This is a genomic window from Asaia krungthepensis NRIC 0535, assembly GCF_025995175.1.
In the GTDB taxonomy this organism is placed as follows: Bacteria; Pseudomonadota; Alphaproteobacteria; order Acetobacterales; family Acetobacteraceae; genus Asaia; species Asaia krungthepensis.
In genome coordinates, this window is sequence record NZ_BAPV01000060.1 from 111,445 (window position 1) to 133,492 (window position 22,048).

Sequence of the window (22,048 nt, forward strand, 5' to 3'; positions counted from 1 at the left end):
CGATGACTATGTGAGGGGCGTGTCCAGCACGAGTTATCCCCAGATTCGAGGAACAACTCTGCGGATCAGGGTGTGTATAAGCTGTTGGCAAGCCGGGATAAAACAACTCGGTCGGATATTGGATCGATCCAGTTTTTGCGACCGGATCGACCTTACAAGGCTATCCAGCTCAGGCTTTGCGGGCTTTGAGCGCCTCGGTCAGCTTGGCCATGACGATTTCGGGGGTCCCCGCACTATCCACAGTGATGACATTCTCGTCCGCTCCCGGCGGCTCGAGCGTTGCGAGCTGGCTTGGCAGCAGGCTCGGCGGCATGAAATGGCCGATGCGCTGCTTGAGGCGCTCCGCAATCGTGCGCTCGCTTGTCTCGAGATAGACAAAGGTCACGTCCAGTCCGTTGCGCAGCGTGTCGCGATACTTGCGCTTGAGCGCAGAGCAGGTCAGGACCCCGCCAGTCGCCTCATGCGCGCGCAGCCATTCATGACAGATGCGCAGCCACGGCGCACGATCGGCGTCATCGAGCGGAATGCCGCTATGCATCTTGTCGACATTGGCTGGGGGATGAAGGCTGTCCCCCTCCTGAAACGGCGCACTCAGATAGGCAGCCAGTCCCTGGGCGACGGTTGTCTTGCCACAGCCCGAAACCCCCATGACGACGAACAGGCCGGGCTTTACCCCGCTGGATACCCCACTCATGCTGTCAGCCTCTGCAGCCCCGAAGCGCCGGCAACCAGAACCTCGGAGGTGATGTCAAGGAAGAGCCCGTGATCGACCACGCCCGTAATGGAGATAATACGATCAGCCAGAGCACGCGGCTCCTCGATGCGCTCATAATCGCAATCGATGATGATGTTGTGGTTATCGGTCATATAGAGCGAGCCGTCTTCCTTGCGACGCGGTACACAGGACTTGGCCCCTGTTTTACGCAGCAGGTTCTCGACGCGCTCCCACCCCCAAGGGATGATCTCGACCGGGACCGGCATATGGGTTCCCAGATCCTTAACGATCTTGCTCTCATCGACGATGACGATGAATTTGCGTGCAGAAACCGCAACGATCTTCTCACGTAACAACGCGCCGCCCCGTCCCTTGATCAGAAACAGGGAGCCGGTCTGGACCTCATCCGCACCGTCGATCGCGACGTCCAGATAGGGATCATCCGCGAAATTCGTGATGGGGATGTTAAGGCTCTGTGCCTGAGCTGCGCTTGCTTCCGAGGTCGGAATAGCCCGGATCTTGAGCCCCTCGCGACGGACGCGCTCACCCAGTGCGTCGATCATGAACTTTGCCGTGCTGCCTGTCCCCAGGCCAACGGCCATACCGTCTTCGATATAGGCAATTGCATGAGTAGCTGCCTCGCGCTTCAGCTCGGCAACCCGTGCAGCGGCGGTGTCTGTCGCGGCATCAGTCATTGGACAGCCCTCCCGCGGCTGCCTTGTCGACAAGGAAGACCACCTCGCCTTCCGAGGTGATATGCGCGGCCGGAAGGGCTTCCTCACCCGCACGAACACGCGCCAGCATCTCGGCCTTGCCAGCCCCTTCGATCAGGAACACGACCGCGTGGCTGGAATGAATGGCGGGGTAGGTCAGCGATACGCGGTCATGCGGTGCATTGTCGGGTGTGCAGGCAGCAACCCATTTGTCGCGCTCCTGCAGGATCGGCTGACGCGGAAACAGCGAGGCCGTATGACCGTCAGGCCCCATGCCCAGCATCACCACATCGAAAAGCGGCTTACCCGGGATCAGGTGATGGCTGCCATAGAGGTCCTGCAACGCATTCTGATACCAGACGGCGTCCTGTGCGGCCGTTCCATCGGCTGGGATGGGATGCACATTCTCTGTCGGCAGATCGACATGCTCCAGAAGGAGCTCGTCGGTCATGCGGAAATTACTGTCCTCATGCGTGAACGGCACATGACGGTCATCCCCGAAAAACACATGGGTATGACGCCACGGGAAACGCGACGCGTATTCAGGTTCAGCCATGATCTTAAACAGGCGTTTGGGTGTCGACCCACCCGAAAGCGCCATGACAAACGGACCGTCTTTCTTGGCCAGCGCCTGATCGAGCAGCCACTGCGCCATTTTCCGGGCGACAGCCTCGCCATCCTCCAGAATTACCACGCGGGCAGAGGTCACATCATGTCCACTCATAATCTTCAATCCTTCCTGTCAGGCCAGCATCGGCTTCGCTGGCCTGTCTGGCAGGGTCTCCCTGAACGGGCCGAGCCCTGTCTTGTCTGCCGATAAATGTCTGGCCTCTCCGAGGCCACGGGTTGGGCCTCAGGGCGCGCGCGGGAGAACGAATTGCTCCATTGCTTCGGCCCAGCCATCGGCGTCGTTTCGCCCCGTCGTGACATGCGCATGCGCGCTGACTTCGGCAGAGGCATTCCCCATGGCAATTCCAAGCCCTGCAATGCCGAGCATCGGCACATCATTGGACATGTCACCAATGCAGGCAACCTCCCCCATGGGAATGCCCAGACGCTTGGCCAGAGCCTTGGCCGCAAAGCCCTTGTTGGCGTCCTTGTGGGTGATATCGAGATAGTAATCCGAAGAACGGTGCACACTGGCCTGACCGGTCAGCATGGCACCCACTTCCACTTCCATCCGCTGAAGCAGCGCCGGATTGCTGCTTGCTGCCATGATCTTGCCGACACCGCTCAGATACGGCCCGAAATCCGGCACGACGACCGGCTCGATGCCGACGGATTTGCGCTCATGCTCGACGTAATAGGCCCCGGGATCACGAATCAGCCAGTCATGGTCACGAAACAGCCATGTGTCGATCTTGTGCACCGAGAGCGTGTCGCATGCCGATTGCACAGCCGATTCGGAAAGAACCAGGTGAGACAGGATCTCGTCATCCGGGCTGACAATGAGCCCACCATTCAGAGCGCCAAAAGGCGTCTTGAGATCGAGCTCGTGATGGTAGCGCAGGATGCCTTCGGCGGAACGCGAGCTGACGAGACAGAGCGCGATCCCCGCCTTAGCCAGCTGCCTCGCGGCCTGATGGGTCGAGGCGGCAAGCTTCTTATCGGGACCGATAAGCGTGCCGTCGATATCGGAAACGACAAGGCGTATCGTGGACGCCATAGGCGGCAACGCTGCGTGAATGGCATCCAGATCGACAGTCATGACATCTCCTTCTTGGGTGTGAGATTGGTCTAGTTGTTCAGGTCCAGCCAGCGACGACCGCTGCGGGCGAGCAGTTCATCAGCTTCACGCGGACCGTCAAGACCACCCGGATAGAAGCAGAGCGGCGATTTATCGGCGATGTTCTGGGTGAAGGCGGGCTCCACGATGCGCCAGCCTTCCTCGATGGTATCCGCGCGCTGATAGAGTGTCTGGTCGCCAATCATGCAGTCATAGATCAGCGTCTCGTAGCCGGTGCTCGGGCCTTCGCTGAACCAGTCGGAATAATCGAACTTCATGCGCACGCCGCCCAGACGCACGGACGGCCCCGGTACCTTTGCGGAAAACTGCATTGTCACGCCCTCAGTCGGCTGGATATGCAGCACCATGATATTGGGCGTGAGCTTGTCGACAGGCGTGTCACGGAAGAGGGCGAACGGTGCCTGTTTGAAATGGATGGCAATCTCGGTCTTGCGACGACGCAGACGCTTGCCGGTCCGCAGGTAGAACGGCACGCCGGCCCAGCGCCAGTTATCGATCCGCAGCTTCATGGCGACATAGGTTTCAGTCTGGCTGCCCATGGCGACATCAGGCTCCTCGCGATAGCCGCGAAGCGCCTCAGCTTCGTCCCCCACCCCGAAAGACCCGCTGACATATTGCCCCCGGACCACCTGGGAGAGGTCGATAGGCTGGATGGCACTCAGCACCTTGGCCTTCTCGTCACGCACGGCCTCGGCATCGAAGGAGGTCGGGGCCTCCATCGCGACCATGGAGAGAAGCTGCATGAGATGGTTCGGCACCATGTCGCGTATGGCACCGGTGCTTTCGTAGAAGCGGCCACGGCGCTCCACGCCCACGGTTTCGGCTGCTGTAATCTGCACGTGATCGATATTCTGGCGGTTCCACAACGGCTCGAAAAAGCCATTCGAGAAACGCAGGGCCAGAATGTTCTGGACGGTCTCTTTCCCGAGATAATGATCGATACGATAGATCTGGTTTTCATCGAGTGAGCGCAGCAGGCGAGCGTTCAACGCCTTTGCCGACTCCAGATCCGCACCGAAGGGCTTCTCGATGATGACACGACGCGAAACCGTATCGGTCTGGTCGGCCAGACCTGACTCTCCGAGGAGATCGACGATGGGCCCGAAGAAGCGCGCCGCTACGGCAAGGTAGAACACGGCAGAACGATCGCCCAGACGCTCCTTGAGCGCCTCGAAGGTCGAGAGCTCCTCGAAGGAGCCGCGCAGATAGGTGATACTCTGCGAGAGGCGATCCCATACATCCTGACGCAGCTTGGTGGCATTGGTACCACGCTTGCTCACGAAGTCGTCCAGGGCGCCCTTGAGCTGTTCAAGGAGCCCCTCGGTCGTCATCTCAGCCCAATCGACCACGATGATCGAGAAATCTTCGCTGAGCAGACCGGCAGAGTCCAGATTATAGATAGCAGGGACCAGAAGTCGTTTCGTCAGATCACCGCCACCGCCAAAAATGACCATGGAGCCTGGGGGCGCCTGGCGAACCCCGCGCGATGTCTCGTTACTGGACAAAGCCGCATGTGCAGGAGCGGAAACGTCGACCATATGACAAACCTTTTGAGTCGATAATCGGAGAGCCGGAGTGCGAGCGGGAGCGAACAAGCTCCCGCTGGCATTCAGGCAGACAGTGTAGAGAAAAAAAAAGGGCCGGGACCAGTGCGGTCCCGGCCCGAATTCTCACTTCTTCTCGACGTGACCGCCGAAGCCGAAGCGCATCGCGGAGAGAATCTTCTCCGCGTAGTTATTGCCCGAACGCGAGCGGAAGCGCGTGAAGAGCGAGGCTGTCATGACCGGTACCGGCACCGATTCCTCGATGGCGGCTTCGATCGTCCAGCGACCCTCACCCGAGTCAGCCACCTCACCCGAGAACTCGGAGAGGGATTCGTTCTTGGCGAGCGCATCGGCCGTCAGGTCGAGCAGCCAGGACGAGACCACGCTGCCGCGACGCCACACTTCGGCGATATCGGCCATGTTCAGGTCGAAGCGCTGGTCTTCCTGCAGGACCGGCGAGTTCTTCGACTTCATGACGTCGAAGCCTTCGGCGAAGGCCTGCATCATGCCGTATTCGATGCCGTTATGGACCATCTTGACGAAGTGACCCGAACCGGCCGGACCGCAATGCAGATAGCCTTCCTCGGCGCGGGGATCGAGGCCTTCACGGTCGCGACCGATGGTGCGCACAACGTCGCCCTTGCCCGGTGCCAGCGCCTTCAGGATCGGGTCGATATGATCGGCCGAATCCTTGGTGCCGCCGTACATCATGCAATAGCCGCGATCGAGGCCCCAGACGCCGCCGGACGTGCCGACGTCGATGTAGTGAATGCCCTTTTCCATCAGCTCGTGAGCACGACGAACATCGTCCTTGTAGTAGCTGTTGCCACCATCGATCACGATGTCGTCCTTGCCGAGCAGGCCGCGCAGTTCCTGCACGCAGGCTTCGGTGATCTCACCGGCCGGCAGCATGACCCAGACGATCTTTCGCTCTGCCGAAAGCTTGCTGACCAGATCGGAAACGGAGTTCGCGGCGATCGCACGGCCCTTTTCGGCACGGTCGAACGTCTTGGTCACAACTTCAGGCGTGCGGTCGAACAGCACGACGTCATGACCATGACGGGTCAGGCGCACTGCAATGTTGCCGCCCATACGGCCAAGGCCAACAATACCGATTTGCATCTCTAAAACTCCTGCACAGTTTTCCTGTGCCCTCTAACTACCACGTCAAAAAACAATCCGCCCCGTTGGAGCGGGGCGGATTGCGTCAGTCTCAGACGGCGTTCTTGATGACCGTCGCCAGTTCGGTGAGGCCAGCTTCAAGCGGTCCCTTGATATGCACACGCAGGGCACGACGGCCACGCTCGGACAGCACGTCGAAATCGCCGCGCGCCTGAGCCGCCTTCACCACGCTGAACGTGAAGCGTTCACCCGGCACAGCGAGATCAGCATGATCACCGGCTGTGATCTGCAAGAACACACCGCTATCAGGGCCGCCCTTATAGGCCTGGCCAGTCGAATGCAGGAAGCGCGGGCCGAATTCGGCTGCCGTTGCGACCTTGAGCTGGTCGCGCAGGTTGAGGCGAACGTTCTGGATCCACTCGCGCGTCTTCAGATCACGCTCTACATAGGCGAGGACACCCACATAGTCGCCAGCCTTCACGCGACCAAAATGCGCCTTCAGGATTGCCAGCGCATCGCCACCACCCAACGCCTTTGCATTGGTGTCGTCAGCGAAGAACTCGAACACACCCGAGGTTGCAAACGGCGTCTCGGCCGGAAGCTTGCCCGTCTCGTTGAAGGCGGTCGTGAGCTTCTTGGTCTCGATCTTGCTGAACTCGACATCCGGCTGATCGAACGGATCGATTGCCAGCACCGAGCCTGCAACAGCCGTGGCATATTCCCAGTGGAAGAATGCCTGGGCGATATCGAGCTTGTCAGCCAGGTCGATCGTCACGACCGGTTCACCGGCGGCGACGAGAGCGGCAATGGCCTTTTCCTGATTCGGGCACGGCGCATCGGTAAGGCGCAGATAGGCGAAGACGCGATCCTTGCCGTAGACGCCCGGTGCACCGAGGGTCTCGTCATCGATCGGGATCAGGCCGGTGCCCTTCTTGCCGGTCGACTCTGCCAGAAGCTGCTCGAGCCACGCGCCAAGGTCATAGATCGCGGGTGAAGCGATAATCGTCACCTTGTCACGACCAAACTTTGTTGCGGCCGCACCGAGGATGGCACCGAGCTGAAGCGCCGTATTCTGCGCCGGCGGGGTGCTGGCCGAGGCGCCCTTTACGGAACGCAGAGCCGATTCGAGGAACGCACGAACGTTCAGACCGGCGGCGGCTGCGGGGACGAGACCGAAATTGGAGAGCACGGAGAACCGGCCACCAATCTGCTTCTCACCGTAAAAGATCTTCCAGAAGCCATCGCCCTTGGCCACCTGCTCCATATGCGAGCCAGGATCGGTCACGGCAACGAAGTGCTTGCCGGGGGCCGAGCCGAGCGCCTTTTCGGCAGCCGCGAAGAAGTAGGCCTTCAGGATGTTCGGCTCCAGCGTGCCGCCCGATTTGGACGAGACAATGAAGAGCGTGTTCTTCAAGTCGACGGCGTTCTCATATGTCTTCACCTGCTGCGGGTCCGTGCTGTCGAGCACGTGCAGCTTGGGGAAGCCTGCGATCTGGCCGAAGGTTTCCGAAATCACTTCCGGACCGAGGCTTGAACCGCCCATGCCGAGCAGCAGCACATCGCTGAAGCCCTTAGCCTTGACTTCGCTGGCGAAGGCTTCGAGCTCGGCGACATGAGCCAGACGCTCATCGACGATATCGAGCCATTTCAGCCAGCTGGCTTCGTCACCGCCAGTCCAGACAGAGGCGTCCTTGGCCCAGAGCTTGCGGCCCTTGCCGGTCTTGCGCCAGTCTTCGAGAACCGCATCAGAGGCGGCTTTCAGATCGGCCGGAAGTTCGGCCTTCTGCTCGATCAGTTTGGACCCGAGAAACGTGGCCTGCTTGTTTGCTACCGCCCCAAGCAGCTGGTCGAAAGCATCGCAGAACGAAGCGCAGCCTTCTGTTACAAGGGTCTTGGTGACGCCGTCGAGGTCGAGGCCGAACTTGGCCTGCTGCTCGAGCACCTTGAAAGCATCTTCCACGTTTTCAGTCAGGCTGGCGCGCAGCTTGCCATGATCACGGAAGGCATCGAAGGTTGCGGGCGGGATGGTGTTGACCGTGTCCTCACCGATCAACTCTTCAACATAAAGAACGTCAGAGAAGGTCTTGTCCTTGGTGCCCGTCGAGGCCCAGAGCAGACGCTGCGGCTGGGCGCCAGCAGCAGCCAGCTTCTTCCAGCGCTCGGAAGCGGTCACTTCGAGATAATGCTGATAGGCAACCTTGGCGTTCGCGATGGCAACCTTGCCACGCAGAGCCTTCAGCGCCTCGGCATCCTTGTCGCCTTCCTTCACGCGACGGTCGATGGCCCCATCGATCTTGCCGTCGATGCGCGACACGAAGAACGACGCCACGCTGGCGATCTTGCTGATATCCTTGCCCGCTGCATGACGGATCTCAAGGCCCTTGATGTAGGCTTCGAGAACATTCTTGTAGGCTTCGAGCGAGAAGAGAAGCGTGACGTTGACGCTGATGCCTTCCGAGGTGACTTCCTGGAATGCCGGAACACCTTCAGGCGTGCCCGGGATCTTGATCATCAGGTTTTCTTCGCTCACGGCAGCCCACAGGCGGCGGGCTTCGTCAGCCGTGGCCTTGGTGTCGAAAGCGAGATAAGGCGACACTTCGAGGCTGACATAACCATCGAGGCCCTTGGTCTGCACGAATACCGGGTGCATGACCTTGGCGGTCGCCTTGATGTCGGTGATGGCCAGTTTCTCGTAGAGCTCACCGGGGGAGAGGATTTCCTTCGCCAGCAGATCCTTGATCTGGGCGTCGTAATCCGTACCGTAGCCCATCGCCTTTTCGAAGATGGCCGGGTTGGAAGTCACGCCACGCAGGCCGTCCTCGTCCACAAGCTTCTTCAGGCTGCCATCGGCAGTATAGGATCTCTGGATGAAGTCCAGCCAGGGTGACTGGCCAAATTTGGAAAGGTCACGCAGCGGGTTCCCGCTCGTGGCGGCACCCTGCTTCTGTTCGACGTCCATGACGTACTCCTGTCTGTCCACCTGACGAGCTCCATTGGGACGCTCGCCTCAGCTCAGGTCGGCCTTCCGACCCTGACCTCGTATTGAGGGGGCCAAAGCACGCTAGGGCCCCGAAAGGCCCGACCGCCGAGGAAGCGGTCAGGCCCCGGTAGTCGTCTTACTTGCGGGCAGCCTGCTCGCGGGCCGCATCGTAAACCTTCTCCGGCGTGAAGCCGAACTTAGTGAGAAGGCTCTTAAGCGGTGCGGAAGCGCCGAAGCTGTTCATCGCGATGATCGAACCGCCGATGCCGGTGTAACGATCCCAGCCGAAAGCAGCAGCCTGTTCAACAGCCACACGTCCCTTGACGTCCGGCGGCAGCACGCTGTCCTTATAGGCCTGGTCCTGCTCTTCGAAGAGGTCGAAGGACGGGAAGGAAACCACACGGGCCTTGATCCCCTCGGCGGTCAGCTTCTCGTAAGCGTCGACCACCAACGAGACTTCCGAGCCCGAAGCCATCAGGATCACATCCGGCTTGCCTTCACAGCTCGCCAGGACATAGGCGCCCTTCGCCACGCCAGCGGCGGAAGCATACTTGCTGCGATCAAGCGTCGGCAGGTTCTGACGGCTCAGAACGAGCACGGCAGGCTTATGCGTCTGCGGGATCAGGGTGCGCCAGGCTTCAGACACTTCGTTGGCGTCGCCGGGACGAATGGTCATGATACCGGGTGTGGCGCGCAGCTGGGCCAGCTGCTCGATCGGCTGATGTGTCGGACCGTCTTCACCAACACCAATGGAGTCATGGGTGAAGATGTAGATGACCGGCAGCTCCATGAGAGCCGACAGACGGATCGGGGCCTTCATGTAATCCGAGAAGATCAGGAAGCCCGAGCCATAGGCCCGCAGACCGGCAAGCGCCATACCGTTGCAGATGGAGCCCATGACGTGCTCGCGAATGCCGAAATGGACATTGCGGCCGCCATAAGTACCACCCCACTGCGGCGGCTGGAACGAACCAGCGCCTTCGAATGTCAGGTTCGTCTTGGTCGAGGGCGAAAGGTCAGCCGAACCACCGATCATCCAGGGAATGTTCTTGGCAACGGCGTTGATCAGCTTGCCCGAGCTGGCGCGTGAGGCAACACCCTTCGCGTCGGCTTCCCAGACCGGAATATCCTTGTCCCAGCCTTCCGGCAGGCGACGCTCGAAGATGGCGCGCAGCTCAGCGGCTTCCTTCGGATATTCGTTGGTGTAACGATCGAACAGGGCATACCAGTCTGCGCTGGCCTTGGCACCGCGCTTGCCCAGACCTTCCTGGAAATGCTCCAGAACGCCCTCGGGCACGTGGAATGCGTCGGTCCAGGGCCAGTGATAGGCCTTCTTGGCACCGGCAATCTCTTCCTCACCCAGCGGCTCGCCATGGGCCGAGGCCGTGCCAGCCTTCTTGGGCGCACCGAAGCCGATGACCGTGTGCATGACGATCAGGCTCGGACGATCCTTGACGGAACGGGCTTCCTCAAGCGCCTTGCTGACAGCGGCCGTGTCATTGACGTCATTGACGGTCACGACATGCCACTTATAGGCGCGGAAGCGCTCCGCCACGTTTTCCGTGAAAGCGAGGTCGGTCGAGCCCTCGATCGAGATCTGGTTCGAGTCATACAGCCAGATCAGGTTGCCCAGACCCAGGTGACCCGCCATCGAAGCCGCTTCGGACGAAACGCCTTCCATCATGTCGCCGTCACCACAGAACACATAGGTGTGGTAGTCGAACAGGTCGAAGCCGGGACGGTTGTAATGGGCGGCGAGATACTTCTCGGCCATCGCCATACCGACGGAGTTGCCACAGCCCTGACCCAGCGGACCGGTGGTGGTCTCAACGCCGGAGGTGTGACGGAATTCCGGGTGACCGGGCGTCTTGGAATTCAGCTGACGGAACTGCTTCAGGTCCTCGAGCGTCAGGGACGGGCTGTCGAGAACCTTGTCCTTCACGACATCGCGAATGCCGGTCAGGTAGATTGTCGAATACAGCAGCATCGACGCATGGCCGACGGACAGGACGAAACGGTCACGGCCAGGCCAGAGCGGATTGGCCGGATCGTATTTCAGATCGTTCTGCCAGAGGGTGTACATGACAGGAGCCAGCGCCATGGCCGTTCCCGGATGGCCTGAATCGGCCTTTTCCACACCATCCATCGACAGGGTGCGGATGGTGTTGATGCTCAGCTGCGCGATGTCAGAGACACTGGCGCCGGCCGCTCCACCGGTTTCCGCGTCGAACGCGGACGGGTTGCTTAAAGAACGCATCAAAAATGGACCTCCGAATTAACTCTCTGCGATGGAAAACCATCAGCCGGACAGACGCCAATGTTCAAGACCGGTTTCTTGCCTGAGACAACCCCGTCGGGGAACCTTTTCGCACAGATCGCCATGCAGAGTTCGTGACCGTCCTCACCTCGCATGGCACGCCATGGGGAAGACCCTCACCGAAACACGATAACCATACGCCCTTCACCGGACGATGTTCCGCTGCACCGCACATATTGCCTCAAAATCCCGACAGCATTGACACCAAACTGAAACCTACCGGCCCGGCAATACATTGCGTTGCGCATAAGACGCCCATTGCCCACATTGTGCTAGAGTCAAACCCTTCACGACTGCTCGACTACACGAAAATTTGCATGATTTTTTGCTGCTACGCCATGTCATCGCGTTGCTCGCATCGGCAAAGCCCCGCCTGAGAGCCTGTCATGATCGCTATCGCCCGCGTTTACCCGCCCTGAGGGATGCCTTGACCCCTTCCCCACGCTCAGGGGCACCACCCGACGCGGCCCAATGCCGGTCTTTTGACCGGGAGACTTTCGGGACCGTTTTGCCCAACTGATGACAATTTGCGCAGGCGACATTTTCCCGCGCGCTGCTTCCTGATCGTCCGGTGCTCGGCTATCAGGGAGAGGCTATGACAAGACAGGCCACCCCATGACAGAGATGATGCCCGCGGGCAGCTTTTCGCCGGAACAGATCACCGCTCTGTTCATTGATGCCGCTCGGCTAGACGATACGGAGCTTCTCACCCGCTTCCTCGACGCCGGCATGGCGGTCGATGCGCAGGATAGCCGCGGCTACACAGCGCTGATCGTTGCCGCCTATAATGGCGTCCTTCCCGCCACGGCCCTGCTGCTAGAGCGAGGTGCGGATCCGAATATGCAGGATGCGAAGGGCGCGACGGCCCTGTCCGGTGTGGCCTTCAAGGGACATCTCGCAGTGGCGGAACTTCTTGTTAGTTCTGGCGCCTCTCTCGATATCCCAAGCCATCTGGGTCGTACCCCCCTGATGTTCGCCGTCATGTTCGGCCGTCAGGACATGGTACGGTTCTTGCTGGCGAAGGGGGCCGATCCTGGCCACCGCGATGCCGAGGGCCTGTCGGTGCGCGATATCGCCGAGACCCACGGGCAGAGCCATCTTTTCACCCAGGATGGAACGACCCTGTCATGAGCCGCTTCTGGAACCCACTCGTCGCCAGTCTCCACCCCTATATCCCTGGCGAGCAGCCGCAATTTTTGGATATCCTCAAGCTCAATACCAATGAGCTGCCTTACGGTCCCAGCCCCGCCGCCCTGACCGCCATGCGCGAAGGCTGCGAGGACTCGCTCCGCCTGTATCCGGACCCGACCGCGAAGACACTGCGCGAGGTCATTGCGCAGACCTATGATACGAGCATTGATCGTGTTTTCGTTGGAAACGGTTCAGACGAGGTTCTGGGCCATGCTTTCAGAGCGCTGATCTCGCCTGAGAGCCCTATGCTCTTCGCGGATGTGAGCTACGGATTTTATCCGGTCTATTGCGGCCTGTTCGATCAGCCCTATCAGGAGATCCCGCTCAATGCCCGGTTCGAGATCGATGTCGAGGATTATGCAATACCGTGCGGAGGGATTGCGATAGCGAACCCCAATGCCAATACAGGTCATGCGATTCCCCTCGAGGCCATCTCGCGTCTCGCCTCGATGCAGCCAGACAGAACCATCATCATCGATGAGGCCTATGTCGATTTTGGCGCGCAATCCGCCATTCGGCTGACGGAGGAACACGACAACCTTCTGGTCGTACAGACCCTCTCCAAATCGCGCGCCCTCGCGGGGCTGCGTGTCGGTTACGCCATCGGCCATCCCGACCTTATTGAGGGGCTGGTGCGCGTCAAGGACAGCTTCAACTCCTATCCGCTCAGCCGACTGGCCCAGACCGGAGCCGCCGCCGCCATTGCGGATGATAAATGGCTGACTCAGACGACCCGGCAGGTCATGGCGACCAGAGAGCGATTTGTGCAGAACCTTGCAGGGTTGGGCTTTGACATTCTTCCATCCTGTGCCAATTTTGTTCTCGTGCATCACCCCGCACATCAGGCTGGCGATCTGCTGGCAGGCTTGCGTGAACGTCATATCATCGTGCGACAACTCAGTGCGCCCCGCATACGCGACTGGCTGCGCATCACGATCGGCACGGATGCGGAGATGAGCCGTCTGATCGGGGCCCTTGCCTCCATGGGTCTGACGACGCGCTGATATACGGCGCCCGCCCGCCCCTCCGACAAAAACCGGATGAGGGCCTGTCCGGATGCTTGCGCGCGTCCGGCAGAGTCCATGCAATGAAGAATCCCGGCTACAGCCGGACAGGAAAAGAAAGAGTCGACCATGCGCACCTATACGGGACAGCTTTCCGACAACCAGCCGATCCGTCGCAACCTGGCGGAGAAACAGAAGCAGTTGCGCGACCTGAAGGAAACCTTGGCCACAATGAAGCCGCATACCTCCCCTTCCCTCAGGGAGAGCGTGCAGCGTCGTATCCGCGAACTCGAAGTCGAGATCCGCGCAGCTTCCCGCGAGGACAAGCCCGCAACATCGGAAAGGCCCCAGCGGCAGGAACGCCCGCGTCGTGCGCCGCGCCGCGCTCACCACGCCGAAACATTCGGCGAGTAAATTGCGTCGGTTCCAGACCGGGATCAGGGCCGTCCCCTGAGGGCAGCTACCGGGCCGGAACGCGCTCAGTTCTTGAGGAGATATCGTGATGTCTGAAGCCACCCTCCCCTTCGCAGATCGTCTGGACAGGCTTGGCGAAGTTGCCGTCAGGATCGGGCTCAATCTCCAGCCCGGTCAGGAACTGGTCGTCTCGGCGCCGCTGGAGGCCGTTGCACTCGTCAGGCGCATCACCGAACATGCCTACCGGGCGGGCGCCAGCCTCGTCACGACGCAGTACAGCGATGACGAAGCCACACTGGCCCGTTATCGCTTTGCCTCTGATGATGCGCTCGACCACTCCGCCCAGTGGATGGCCGATGGTATTGCCCGCGCGTATCGCGAGGGGGCGGCGCGACTGGCGATTACGGGCAGCAACCCGACCCTGCTCAACGGCCAGGATCCCGCGCGCGTCTCCCGGGCGAGCCGTGCTGCATCGCGCGCCAGTCGCGAAGCCATGGAAATTATCACCCGCTTCGATACGAACTGGACCATTGTCGCTTTTGCCACCTCTGCCTGGTCACAGCAGGTATTCCCCGGACTGCCGGCTGAAGAGGCCCAGGCACGGCTGTGGGACGCAATCTTTGCCTCCTCACGACTCGACGCCCCCGACCCGGTGATCGCGTGGCAGCAGCATAACGCAGCCCTGCATGCCAAGGCGGCGATGCTGAACGACCGTCGCTTCCACACCTTGCATTTCACCGGCCCCGGCACAGATCTGCGCGTCGGGTTGGCGGATGGCCATGCCTGGGCAGGCGGCTCCGAGCGCACGACAAACGGTATCGACTGCAACCCGAATATCCCCACCGAGGAGGTATTCACCACCCCTCACAGTCATCGCGTCAGCGGTCATGTTTCGAGCACGAAGCCGCTCTTTCATCAGGGTACGCTTATTGACGATATCCGCGTGACATTCGAGGACGGTCGGATCATCGAGTCCCATGCAGGCAAGGGCGAAGACGCGCTGCGCCGTATTCTGGAGACCGATGATGGCGCCGCTCGTCTGGGCGAGGTCGCTCTCGTGCCGCACGCATCGCCGATTTCCGATACGGGCATCCTCTTTCGCAATACGCTGTTCGATGAGAACGCATCCAGCCATATCGCACTCGGGCAGGCCTACACGAAATGCCTGTTCGATACCGAGGGCGCGAGCCCGGACGAACTGGCATCACGCGGGGCTAATATGAGCATGATCCATATCGACTGGATGATCGGCTCGGACAAGATCGATCTCGATGGCCTCTACGAGGACGGCACGGCCACGCCGCTGATGCGCAAAGGAGAATGGGTATGATCTTACGTCTTAAAACAGCCTCACGGTGCGCAGCCCTCCTTCCGGCGCTAGGCCTGACGACGCCGTCCCTCACGACCGCGGAAGCCCAAACAATGCAAACGCAAGGAATGCCGCCCCAGGCCATGCCGGGACAATCAGCCCCGGCACAATCGGGCAGCATTTCTCCTGAAATGCGCCAGGATATCGAAACCGGATTGCGCTATCCCCTCCCCGCAGATTTCATGTCCCGCGCAGCCCAGACACTTCAGGCGCTGCAGGCGGCCAATATCCGCCCGCCGAATTCAACCCAACTTTCTCTCCGGGCCACCATAGCGCAGATTGCCTCGATTCCTGGCGTCCCCGAGATCCTGAATGCCCATGGATTCACGCCTGAGACTTTTCTAATGGGTATGACGGCTTTCGGTATGACGCTGGCCGCAACAAACGGTCAGGCTTTGCCAGCAGGGCTCCCAGCACCGAACCCCGCGAATGTGACACTTTTTCACGCTCATCCGGATCAGGTGACAACACTCATGCAGGCCATGGGCGCACCTCCAGGTCAGAACTGATTACGCGCAGACCCTGCGCCCGACAGCAACGCAGTTGAGCGCGCAGGCATGAGACATCGATCTGACTGACACCCCTGAGGAAAATTCCGTGACGAAAGAGTTCAGGCTGGACCCGACCACGCTCCCTGCCGCCCCCATGCTGGAACTGGCACAATCGGGGTTCCTCGTGAGAGCAGAAAGGGAAACACCCGAGAACGGTGTTCCTGCCTTTATGCTTTCTGAGGATTGGAAGACACTCGAACACCGTTTTGCATCAAATAACGCGGAGCATGCCAAGACGGGAAGCGGCTTGCTGTCTGCTGTCGAGAACGCGACGAGACGTCTGATGGGGCATGCTGCGGAGGCCCTGGCAAATAGTGCTCCGGGCGAAATCGGATCGACATTGAGCCTGCGGACAGACCTGTTCGCGGAGAATGCAGAAACCTTTCTCTCCTTCCTGCGGGACCAGACCTATGAAGTGGCCTGTCTGGTCATCGGGCCGCGTCCCTGGGCATCGGTAGCCCTACCTGACCAAGTCTAGCGACGCAGAAAAAGGAGATGGCTCAGGGTACTACAGAAGGCCTGGGACCATTCTCTGAGCTGACCGGACTGGGATCACTGTTGCCTTTACGGCGCGCTGCAGCACGCGCCTGGATGAAGGCCTGATAGGCAACCGCGACATCAATCGCGACCTCGCGCTCCGCAACGCGGGCGCGCTCTATGGCGGCTCGGGCTTCGGGCAGCCAATTGACGAAGCCCTCCACAGCACAATCCTCATCATCCGACGCCAGGACGGAGCGCTCCGCAGTAACGATATCTGCCTCCGCGTTACGCCTCGCCCGGCGTACCCCCGTCTCCCGGCGGAGTATGGCTGTAAGAGCCTGCGCCCTGTCCATCATCTCATGCCAACGCTGCAGCCTGCTGCTTTTCCTGATTCGCACGGCACCTACTTCTCACTTCAACTCATCAGGCACACGGTAGGGAAAGAGCACCGCCCCCTGGGACGGCATCTAAACGGAGTGACACAGGCTCAACGATGCGAGCACCGTACCACTCTCTCAGATCACGCCCTCACCCAGGTCTTCGTGATACAACCTGAGCGCGCATCAATTGATGCCGCGAAGTCTTCGCTTTCCCACCCGTAGCTGGGCCACGTCAAAAGCCGTTAAACACAATGATGTTAGTGCTATACAAAACTCTCGGCCAGCGGACAAATCTACGTTTTTCGCTCTTTTTCAACGAAGGTATCAGTCGCTCATTACGAAGAAATCGTAAGGTTTATACGTTAAAGACTCGTTACTTATCGGAAGAAATGTTTTTGCTCCAAGCAAGTATTTTTCTTGCGGGCAGCAACCTCAGGTAGTAACAAGCGATCATCAACCCCGGAGATTGATGAGATGCGCCTCCTCCTCGTGGAAAGCGATCAAGCTACAGCCCAAGCGCTGATCAAGACACTCAAACAGGGCGGCATTACTGTTGACCATGCGCAGACCGGGCATGAAGCAATCGATATGCTGCGCCATTACGACTATGATCTCGCACTGACTGAACTGACTCTGGAAGATCTCGAGGGCTTTGAGGTCATCCGTCGCGTGCGGAAAACGCAAATACACACGCCCATTATTGTGCTGAGCGGCATGAACCGCCCCCAGGCAAAAATAAAGGCTTTCCACGCAGGGGCGGATGACTACATCACGAAGCCTTTCGATACTGACGAGCTCCTGGCGAGACTTCAGGCCGTCTTGCGCCGTTCCCGCGGATTCAGCACCACAGTCATGACCGTCGGTCCCCTCTCGCTCGATCTGAATGCGAAAAGTGCTTCCGTCAACGGTAACCACGTGCAGCTGACTGGCAAGGAATACGCCATTCTCGAGCTTCTCGTCCTGAGGCGTGGAAATGTGCTGACGAAGGACGCCTTTCTGAATCACCTTTATGGTGGGATCGACGAGCCGGAGATGAAAATCATCGACGTCTTCATCTGCAAGCTACGTCGTAAATTACAGCAATTCGGCGCAGGACATCTTATCGGTACAGTATGGGGCCGCGGCTATGTGCTGCGCGAGGAGGCCAAACCGGTCGGCCCGGTGCCGGCCCCGGATGGTACACAAGTCGAAACGAAAGCTCTGCAACCTTCGCTCTAAGAGGGCGATTTCATGTTCGGGGCATGATTCATGGGGCGAGCAGAGCCTTTTCCCCAGGGGGGCGCCTGAAGGATTGCCTGACGCACGAAGAGACGCGCCTGTGCGACGGCTTTCCTGACGCTCGCTCCCTGGGCCAGACCGACGGCTATGGCGCTCGCGAGGGTACACCCGGTGCCATGAGTATGAAGGGTTTCGATCCTGGGGTCCTGGTACCGCAGGCTTCCTTCGAGACCCGTGAGAATATCCACGACTAGATCCCCGGGGAGATGGCCCCCTTTAGCGAGCACCCATTCTATCTGATGTTCTGCTCGAAGGAAGGTCGCTGCATGTTCCATCTCGCCCTCGGTTTCTACACCCTGGCCGCTCAGGGCCGTGAGTTCGGGCAGGTTCGGTGTCAGCATGAAAGCATGACGATAGAGTCGCGCGAATGCAGCCTCGCCGTCATCGGTCATCAGACGCGCACCGCTCGTAGCGACCATGACCGGATCGATGACGCAACGGATGCCAGGATAGCGCGCAAGCGTATCGCCCACGGCCTCCATGATCGCTGCGTTACCAAGCATGCCCAGCTTGATGATGTTCGCTCCCAGATCGTCCAACACGACACGTATCTGGTCCGCAACCAGGCCCGGTGAGAGATACTCTATGCCGATGACGCCCTGCGTGTTCTGCGCTGTAACCGCCGTGATGGCAGTCATCGCGAAACCGCCGAATGCGCTGATCGTCTTGATGTCGGCCTGTATGCCCGCACCGCCCCCCGAATCACTCCCCGCGATGACGAGCACGCGCCCCTTCATCAGGCGGCGACCGCTTCCTGTACGGCCGTACAGATCGAGGTGACGATTTCCTCGACGAGGGCTGGGTCTTCCGCTTCGACCATGACGCGGATCAGCGGCTCGGTGCCGCTCTTGCGCAGTACGAGCCGTCCTTTACCGGCCAGTTTAGCTTCCGCTGCCGCACGAGAGCGGGCCAACGTGTCGCTTCCCAGCGGATCACCACCCTGATAGCGCACATTGCGCAGCATTTGTGGAAAAGGCTGGAAGACGCGCAGCACCTCACTGGCGGGACGCCCTTCCTCGACGAGCACCGCGAGGACCTGGAGAGCAGCAATAAGCCCATCTCCGGTAGTCGCGAAGTCGGAGAGGATCATATGCCCTGACTGCTCGCCACCCAGCCGCAGGCCGTGCTCGCGCATTTTCTCCACGACATAACGATCACCGACCGCTGTGCGATGAAGGGTAATGCCGTTTTCAGCCAGAGTCTTTTCGAGCCCCAGATTAGACATGATCGTTGCAACAGCATCATTGCTACCGAGCCGCTCATTGCGTTGCAGGAACAGCGTGATCAGACCGAGTATCTGATCTCCGTCGACGATGACGCCCTTCTCATCCACGATGATAACACGATCCGCATCTCCATCCAGCGCGATACCCAGATGCGCCTTATGCGCCAGAACCGCCTCCTGAAGGGCCTCGGGATGGGTAGAGCCGCAAGACGCGTTGATGTTCACGCCATTCGGCTCGCACCCGATCTTGATCACATCTGCCCCTAATTCCCACAAGGCCGTGGGGGCGACCCGATACGCCGCGCCGTTTGCACAATCCAGCACGATACGCAGGCCATCCAGCCGCGAGCCCTTGGGGAAGGAAGCCTTTGCTGCCTCGATGTAGCGACCCGCTGCATCATTGAGCCGGGAGGCGCGGCCGACTTCTTCCGGCGGGGCCATCTGCGCTGTCAGATCCTGATCGATGAGCGACTCGATTTCTGCCTCGACCTCGTCAGAGAGCTTGTACCCATCCGGACCGAAGAGCTTGATGCCGTTATCGTAGAACGGGTTGTGCGATGCGGAGATCATGACACCCAGATCTGCACGCAGAGAACGCGTGAGCATGGCAATGGCCGGGGTGGGCAGAGGACCAACCAGAATGACGTCCATGCCGGCCGAGAGAAAACCGGAGACGAGGGCGCTCTCGATCATGTAGCCTGAGAGTCTGGTGTCCTTGCCAAGCACAACACTGTGTCGGTGGGCGCCGCGGCGAAAATACAGCCCGGCAGCCTGACCAAGGCTCAGCGCAACATCGACCGTCATGGGAAAGCTGTTCGCCTTGCCGCGTATCCCATCGGTGCCGAACAGCTTGCGGCCTGACTTCAGTTCTTTGCTCATACTGGCCCTTCCTGACGCGTCTCGCTGCGCGAGATATCCAGGAGTTCAAGCACACTAACCCCCATGAAAAAAGGGGGCTTGCGCCCCCTTTATTTCACATATTCTGACAGATCAGCCGGCTTGGGGCGACGGGTTCAGCCCCTCTGTACCGGAGGAAGGTTCAGGCTTCACGGTCGGCACCGACGAGCGCCGGTTTTCGGGAGCCGCGTCGTCGCGTTCGATACGCTCGAATGTCTCGCCCCGCAGGACCTTGCGTACCTCGTCGCCCGTGAGGGTTTCATATTCGAGCAGCGACTTCGCGATACGATGAAGGGCATCGATGTTCTCGAGCAGCAACGCATGAGCCTGCGCATACGCTGTATCGATCAAAGCCCGGATTTCTCGGTCAATCTCCATGGCGGTCTGCTCGGAGACGTTCTTGTTCTGCGTGACCGAGTGGCCGAGGAACACCTCCTGCCCATTATCGCCATAGGCCACCATCCCAAGCTTGTCGCTCATGCCCCATTCCGTCACCATGCGGCGCGCGTAATTGGTGGCCATCTTGATGTCGCCAGAAGCGCCCGTCTCGACGTTTTCCGCGCCGAAAATGATTTCTTCCGCCGCGCGACCGCCCATCGCCAGAACAAGCTGCGCCTTGAGCTGCGTACGGCTCATGTTGAGGCGATCACCCTCAGGCAGGATCTGGACCATACCCAGAGCTCGCCCACGGGGGATAATTGTTGCCTTGTGGATCGGGTCGGAACCCGCGGTCAGCAAAGCGCAGATAGCATGGCCGGATTCGTGATAAGCGGTCTTGCGCTTCTCGTCTTCGGTCATTGCCAAAGAACGACGCTCGGCCCCCATGAGAACCTTGTCCTTGGCATTGTCGAACTCGAGCATCGCTACGGTACGCTTGCCCAGACGGGCGGCGAGCAATGCGGCTTCGTTCACGAGATTGGCCAGATCCGCACCGGAGAAGCCGGGCGTCCCGCGAGCAATGACACGCGGATCAACGTCGGAAGCCAGAGGCACCTTGCGCATATGGACGCGCAGGATTTTTTCACGTCCGGCAACATCCGGATTGGGAACAACAACCTGGCGGTCAAAGCGACCGGGGCGAAGAAGGGCCGGATCGAGGACGTCAGGACGGTTGGTCGCCGCAATCAGGATGACACCCTCGTTGCTTTCAAACCCGTCCATCTCGACCAGCATCTGGTTGAGTGTCTGCTCACGCTCGTCATTGCCGCCACCGAGCCCGGCACCGCGGTGACGTCCCACCGCATCGATTTCATCGATGAAGATGATACAGGGAGCGGACTTCTTGCCCTGCTCGAACATGTCGCGCACACGGGACGCACCGACACCGACGAACATCTCCACGAAATCCGAACCGGAGATCGTGAAGAACGGGACATTGGCCTCGCCTGCAATTGCTCTGGCGAGCAGCGTCTTGCCTGTACCCGGAGGCCCGACAAGCAGCGCACCCTTCGGGATCTTACCGCCAAGACGCGTGAATTTCTGTGGGTCCTTCAGGAACTCAACGATTTCCTCGAGTTCGCATTTGGCCTCATCGATACCAGCGACGTCGTCAAATGTGACGCGTCCCTGCTTTTCGGTCAGAAGCCGCGCGCGTGATTTGCCGAACCCCATGGCACGACCGCTGCCGGACTGCATCTGACGGAAGAAGAGTATACCAATCCCAAGCAGAAAGATCATCGGCAGCCAGCTCGTGACAGCACGGAGGATGGGACTTCCATCCGCCTCAAGCGGCTTGGCCACAACCTCGACACCCTTGCTGGTCATACGCGGTACGAGGCCGGGATCGACGGGTGCGTAGGTCTCGAACGACGTGCCATCCTTGAGGGTGCCTGTGATGTTCTGGTTCTGCACCACGACAGACCGCACTTTGCCTTCATCGATATCGGTGACGAAATCCGAATAGGCGAGTTGCTGCGCCGCGTGTTGGCTTCCCGTCGGCTGGAACGCCAGGAAGAGCAACAGCGCCAAAACGATGATGATCACCCAGAGTGCCAGGTTGCGGCCAAAATTGTTCATCACGGTCTCTATTGTTTCCAAATACCAGGTCAGGAATCGGCCAGTTGTAAAGTGGCTGGTCCCCCCGCCTGCCGGGGCAGACATCGATCATAGTTGAGGTCTAAC

19 protein-coding genes are annotated in these 22,048 nt (G+C 59.9%); 7 read left to right on the forward strand and 12 right to left on the reverse strand.

Going from position 1 to position 22,048, the window contains the following annotated elements; all coding sequences use genetic code 11:
• Positions 1-169 precede the first annotated feature (169 nt).
• The 8 genes from AA0535_RS13925 to tkt all read right to left on the reverse strand — a co-directional run bounded on the left by AA0535_RS13925 (position 170) and on the right by tkt (position 11,078).
• The gene (locus tag AA0535_RS13925; protein WP_264817239.1) at positions 170-694 is read right to left on the reverse strand and encodes a gluconokinase; all 525 of its coding nucleotides are present in this window, start codon (positions 692-694) and stop codon (positions 170-172) included.
• A complete protein-coding gene (rpiA, locus tag AA0535_RS13930) occupies positions 691-1,410 on the reverse strand; it encodes a ribose-5-phosphate isomerase RpiA (protein ID WP_264817240.1) in 720 nt (239 codons plus the stop codon). The genes AA0535_RS13925 and rpiA overlap by 4 nt, the downstream gene beginning before the upstream one ends.
• Positions 1,403-2,152 (reverse strand): 6-phosphogluconolactonase, encoded by a 750-nt coding sequence (gene pgl, locus AA0535_RS13935; protein WP_264817241.1) that lies wholly within the window; start codon positions 2,150-2,152, stop codon positions 1,403-1,405. The genes rpiA and pgl overlap by 8 nt, the downstream gene beginning before the upstream one ends.
• 129 nt (positions 2,153-2,281) lie before the next feature.
• Positions 2,282-3,136: an HAD family hydrolase gene (locus tag AA0535_RS13940; RefSeq protein WP_264817242.1), complete on the reverse strand. Its 855-nt coding sequence runs from the start codon at positions 3,134-3,136 to the stop codon at positions 2,282-2,284.
• Between the two features lie 29 nt (positions 3,137-3,165).
• Entirely contained in the window at positions 3,166-4,713 is a 1,548-nt protein-coding gene (gene zwf / locus AA0535_RS13945) for a glucose-6-phosphate dehydrogenase (RefSeq protein ID WP_127101470.1), read from the reverse strand.
• A gap of 132 nt (positions 4,714-4,845) precedes the next feature.
• Positions 4,846-5,841, reverse strand: a complete 996-nt coding sequence (gnd, locus tag AA0535_RS13950; RefSeq protein WP_264817243.1) for a phosphogluconate dehydrogenase (NAD(+)-dependent, decarboxylating) — start codon at positions 5,839-5,841, stop codon at positions 4,846-4,848.
• Positions 5,842-5,932: 91 nt separating this feature from the next.
• Entirely contained in the window at positions 5,933-8,800 is a 2,868-nt protein-coding gene (locus tag AA0535_RS13955; protein ID WP_264817244.1) for a bifunctional transaldolase/phosoglucose isomerase, read from the reverse strand.
• A gap of 157 nt (positions 8,801-8,957) precedes the next feature.
• On the reverse strand, positions 8,958-11,078 hold the full coding sequence (tkt, locus tag AA0535_RS13960; protein WP_264817326.1) for a transketolase: 2,121 nt from the start codon (positions 11,076-11,078) through the stop codon (positions 8,958-8,960).
• A gap of 675 nt (positions 11,079-11,753) precedes the next feature.
• Between tkt and AA0535_RS13965 the strand changes: the two genes are divergently transcribed.
• From AA0535_RS13965 to AA0535_RS13990, 6 genes are all read left to right on the forward strand, one after another.
• Entirely contained in the window at positions 11,754-12,269 is a 516-nt protein-coding gene (locus AA0535_RS13965; RefSeq protein WP_264817245.1) for an ankyrin repeat domain-containing protein, read from the forward strand.
• A complete protein-coding gene (locus AA0535_RS13970; RefSeq protein WP_264817246.1) occupies positions 12,266-13,333 on the forward strand; it encodes a pyridoxal phosphate-dependent aminotransferase in 1,068 nt (355 codons plus the stop codon). The genes AA0535_RS13965 and AA0535_RS13970 overlap by 4 nt, the downstream gene beginning before the upstream one ends.
• A 129-nt stretch (positions 13,334-13,462) precedes the next feature.
• The gene (locus AA0535_RS13975) at positions 13,463-13,747 is read left to right on the forward strand and encodes a hypothetical protein (RefSeq protein ID WP_264817247.1); all 285 of its coding nucleotides are present in this window, start codon (positions 13,463-13,465) and stop codon (positions 13,745-13,747) included.
• 88 nt (positions 13,748-13,835) lie between these two features.
• Positions 13,836-15,077 (forward strand): aminopeptidase, encoded by a 1,242-nt coding sequence (locus tag AA0535_RS13980; RefSeq protein WP_264817248.1) that lies wholly within the window; start codon positions 13,836-13,838, stop codon positions 15,075-15,077.
• 92 nt (positions 15,078-15,169) lie between these two features.
• Positions 15,170-15,625: a hypothetical protein gene (locus AA0535_RS13985; RefSeq protein ID WP_264817249.1), complete on the forward strand. Its 456-nt coding sequence runs from the start codon at positions 15,170-15,172 to the stop codon at positions 15,623-15,625.
• An 88-nt stretch (positions 15,626-15,713) separates the two neighbouring features.
• Positions 15,714-16,145, forward strand: a complete 432-nt coding sequence (locus AA0535_RS13990) for a hypothetical protein (RefSeq protein ID WP_264817250.1) — start codon at positions 15,714-15,716, stop codon at positions 16,143-16,145.
• A 22-nt stretch (positions 16,146-16,167) separates the two neighbouring features.
• Here the strand turns inward: AA0535_RS13990 and AA0535_RS13995 are convergent, their stop codons facing one another.
• Positions 16,168-16,545 (reverse strand): hypothetical protein, encoded by a 378-nt coding sequence (locus AA0535_RS13995; protein WP_264817251.1) that lies wholly within the window; start codon positions 16,543-16,545, stop codon positions 16,168-16,170.
• 456 nt (positions 16,546-17,001) lie between these two features.
• On the opposite strand from AA0535_RS13995, the gene AA0535_RS14000 reads away from it, so the two are divergent.
• Positions 17,002-17,745, forward strand: a complete 744-nt coding sequence (locus tag AA0535_RS14000; protein ID WP_264817327.1) for a response regulator transcription factor — start codon at positions 17,002-17,004, stop codon at positions 17,743-17,745.
• Here the strand turns inward: AA0535_RS14000 and thiD are convergent.
• From thiD to ftsH, 3 genes are all read right to left on the reverse strand, one after another.
• A complete protein-coding gene (thiD, locus tag AA0535_RS14005) occupies positions 17,742-18,542 on the reverse strand; it encodes a bifunctional hydroxymethylpyrimidine kinase/phosphomethylpyrimidine kinase (protein WP_264817252.1) in 801 nt (266 codons plus the stop codon). The two genes, AA0535_RS14000 and thiD, sit on opposite strands and share 4 nt — an antisense overlap.
• Entirely contained in the window at positions 18,542-19,909 is a 1,368-nt protein-coding gene (glmM, locus tag AA0535_RS14010) for a phosphoglucosamine mutase (RefSeq protein ID WP_373319351.1), read from the reverse strand. The genes thiD and glmM overlap by 1 nt, the downstream gene beginning before the upstream one ends.
• Before the next feature lie 111 nt (positions 19,910-20,020).
• Positions 20,021-21,943, reverse strand: coding sequence for an ATP-dependent zinc metalloprotease FtsH (gene ftsH / locus AA0535_RS14015; protein ID WP_264817253.1), 1,923 nt, complete (start codon positions 21,941-21,943; stop codon positions 20,021-20,023).
• Between the last annotated feature and the right edge of the window lie 105 nt (positions 21,944-22,048).

Excerpts from the sequence above, each read along its gene's own strand:
- tkt (WP_264817326.1), bottom strand. The coding sequence starts at position 11,078 with ATGCGTTCTTTAAGCAACCCGTCCGCGTTCGACGCGGAAACCGGTGGA.
- zwf (WP_127101470.1), bottom strand. The coding sequence starts at position 4,713 with ATGGTCGACGTTTCCGCTCCTGCACATGCGGCTTTGTCCAGTAACGAG.
- gnd (WP_264817243.1), bottom strand. The coding sequence starts at position 5,841 with ATGCAAATCGGTATTGTTGGCCTTGGCCGTATGGGCGGCAACATTGCA.
- AA0535_RS14000 (WP_264817327.1), top strand. The coding sequence starts at position 17,002 with ATGCGCCTCCTCCTCGTGGAAAGCGATCAAGCTACAGCCCAAGCGCTG.
- AA0535_RS13965 (WP_264817245.1), top strand. The coding sequence starts at position 11,754 with ATGACAGAGATGATGCCCGCGGGCAGCTTTTCGCCGGAACAGATCACC.
- thiD (WP_264817252.1), bottom strand. The coding sequence starts at position 18,542 with ATGAAGGGGCGCGTGCTCGTCATCGCGGGGAGTGATTCGGGGGGCGGT.
- rpiA (WP_264817240.1), bottom strand. The coding sequence starts at position 1,410 with ATGACTGATGCCGCGACAGACACCGCCGCTGCACGGGTTGCCGAGCTG.
- AA0535_RS13970 (WP_264817246.1), top strand. The coding sequence starts at position 12,266 with ATGAGCCGCTTCTGGAACCCACTCGTCGCCAGTCTCCACCCCTATATC.
- ftsH (WP_264817253.1), bottom strand. The coding sequence starts at position 21,943 with ATGAACAATTTTGGCCGCAACCTGGCACTCTGGGTGATCATCATCGTT.
- AA0535_RS13980 (WP_264817248.1), top strand. The coding sequence starts at position 13,836 with ATGTCTGAAGCCACCCTCCCCTTCGCAGATCGTCTGGACAGGCTTGGC.
- glmM (WP_373319351.1), bottom strand. The coding sequence starts at position 19,909 with ATGAGCAAAGAACTGAAGTCAGGCCGCAAGCTGTTCGGCACCGATGGG.
- pgl (WP_264817241.1), bottom strand. The coding sequence starts at position 2,152 with ATGAGTGGACATGATGTGACCTCTGCCCGCGTGGTAATTCTGGAGGAT.
- AA0535_RS13955 (WP_264817244.1), bottom strand. The coding sequence starts at position 8,800 with ATGGACGTCGAACAGAAGCAGGGTGCCGCCACGAGCGGGAACCCGCTG.
- AA0535_RS13925 (WP_264817239.1), bottom strand. The coding sequence starts at position 694 with ATGAGTGGGGTATCCAGCGGGGTAAAGCCCGGCCTGTTCGTCGTCATG.
- AA0535_RS13985 (WP_264817249.1), top strand. The coding sequence starts at position 15,170 with ATGCAAACGCAAGGAATGCCGCCCCAGGCCATGCCGGGACAATCAGCC.
- AA0535_RS13975 (WP_264817247.1), top strand. The coding sequence starts at position 13,463 with ATGCGCACCTATACGGGACAGCTTTCCGACAACCAGCCGATCCGTCGC.
- AA0535_RS13940 (WP_264817242.1), bottom strand. The coding sequence starts at position 3,136 with ATGACTGTCGATCTGGATGCCATTCACGCAGCGTTGCCGCCTATGGCG.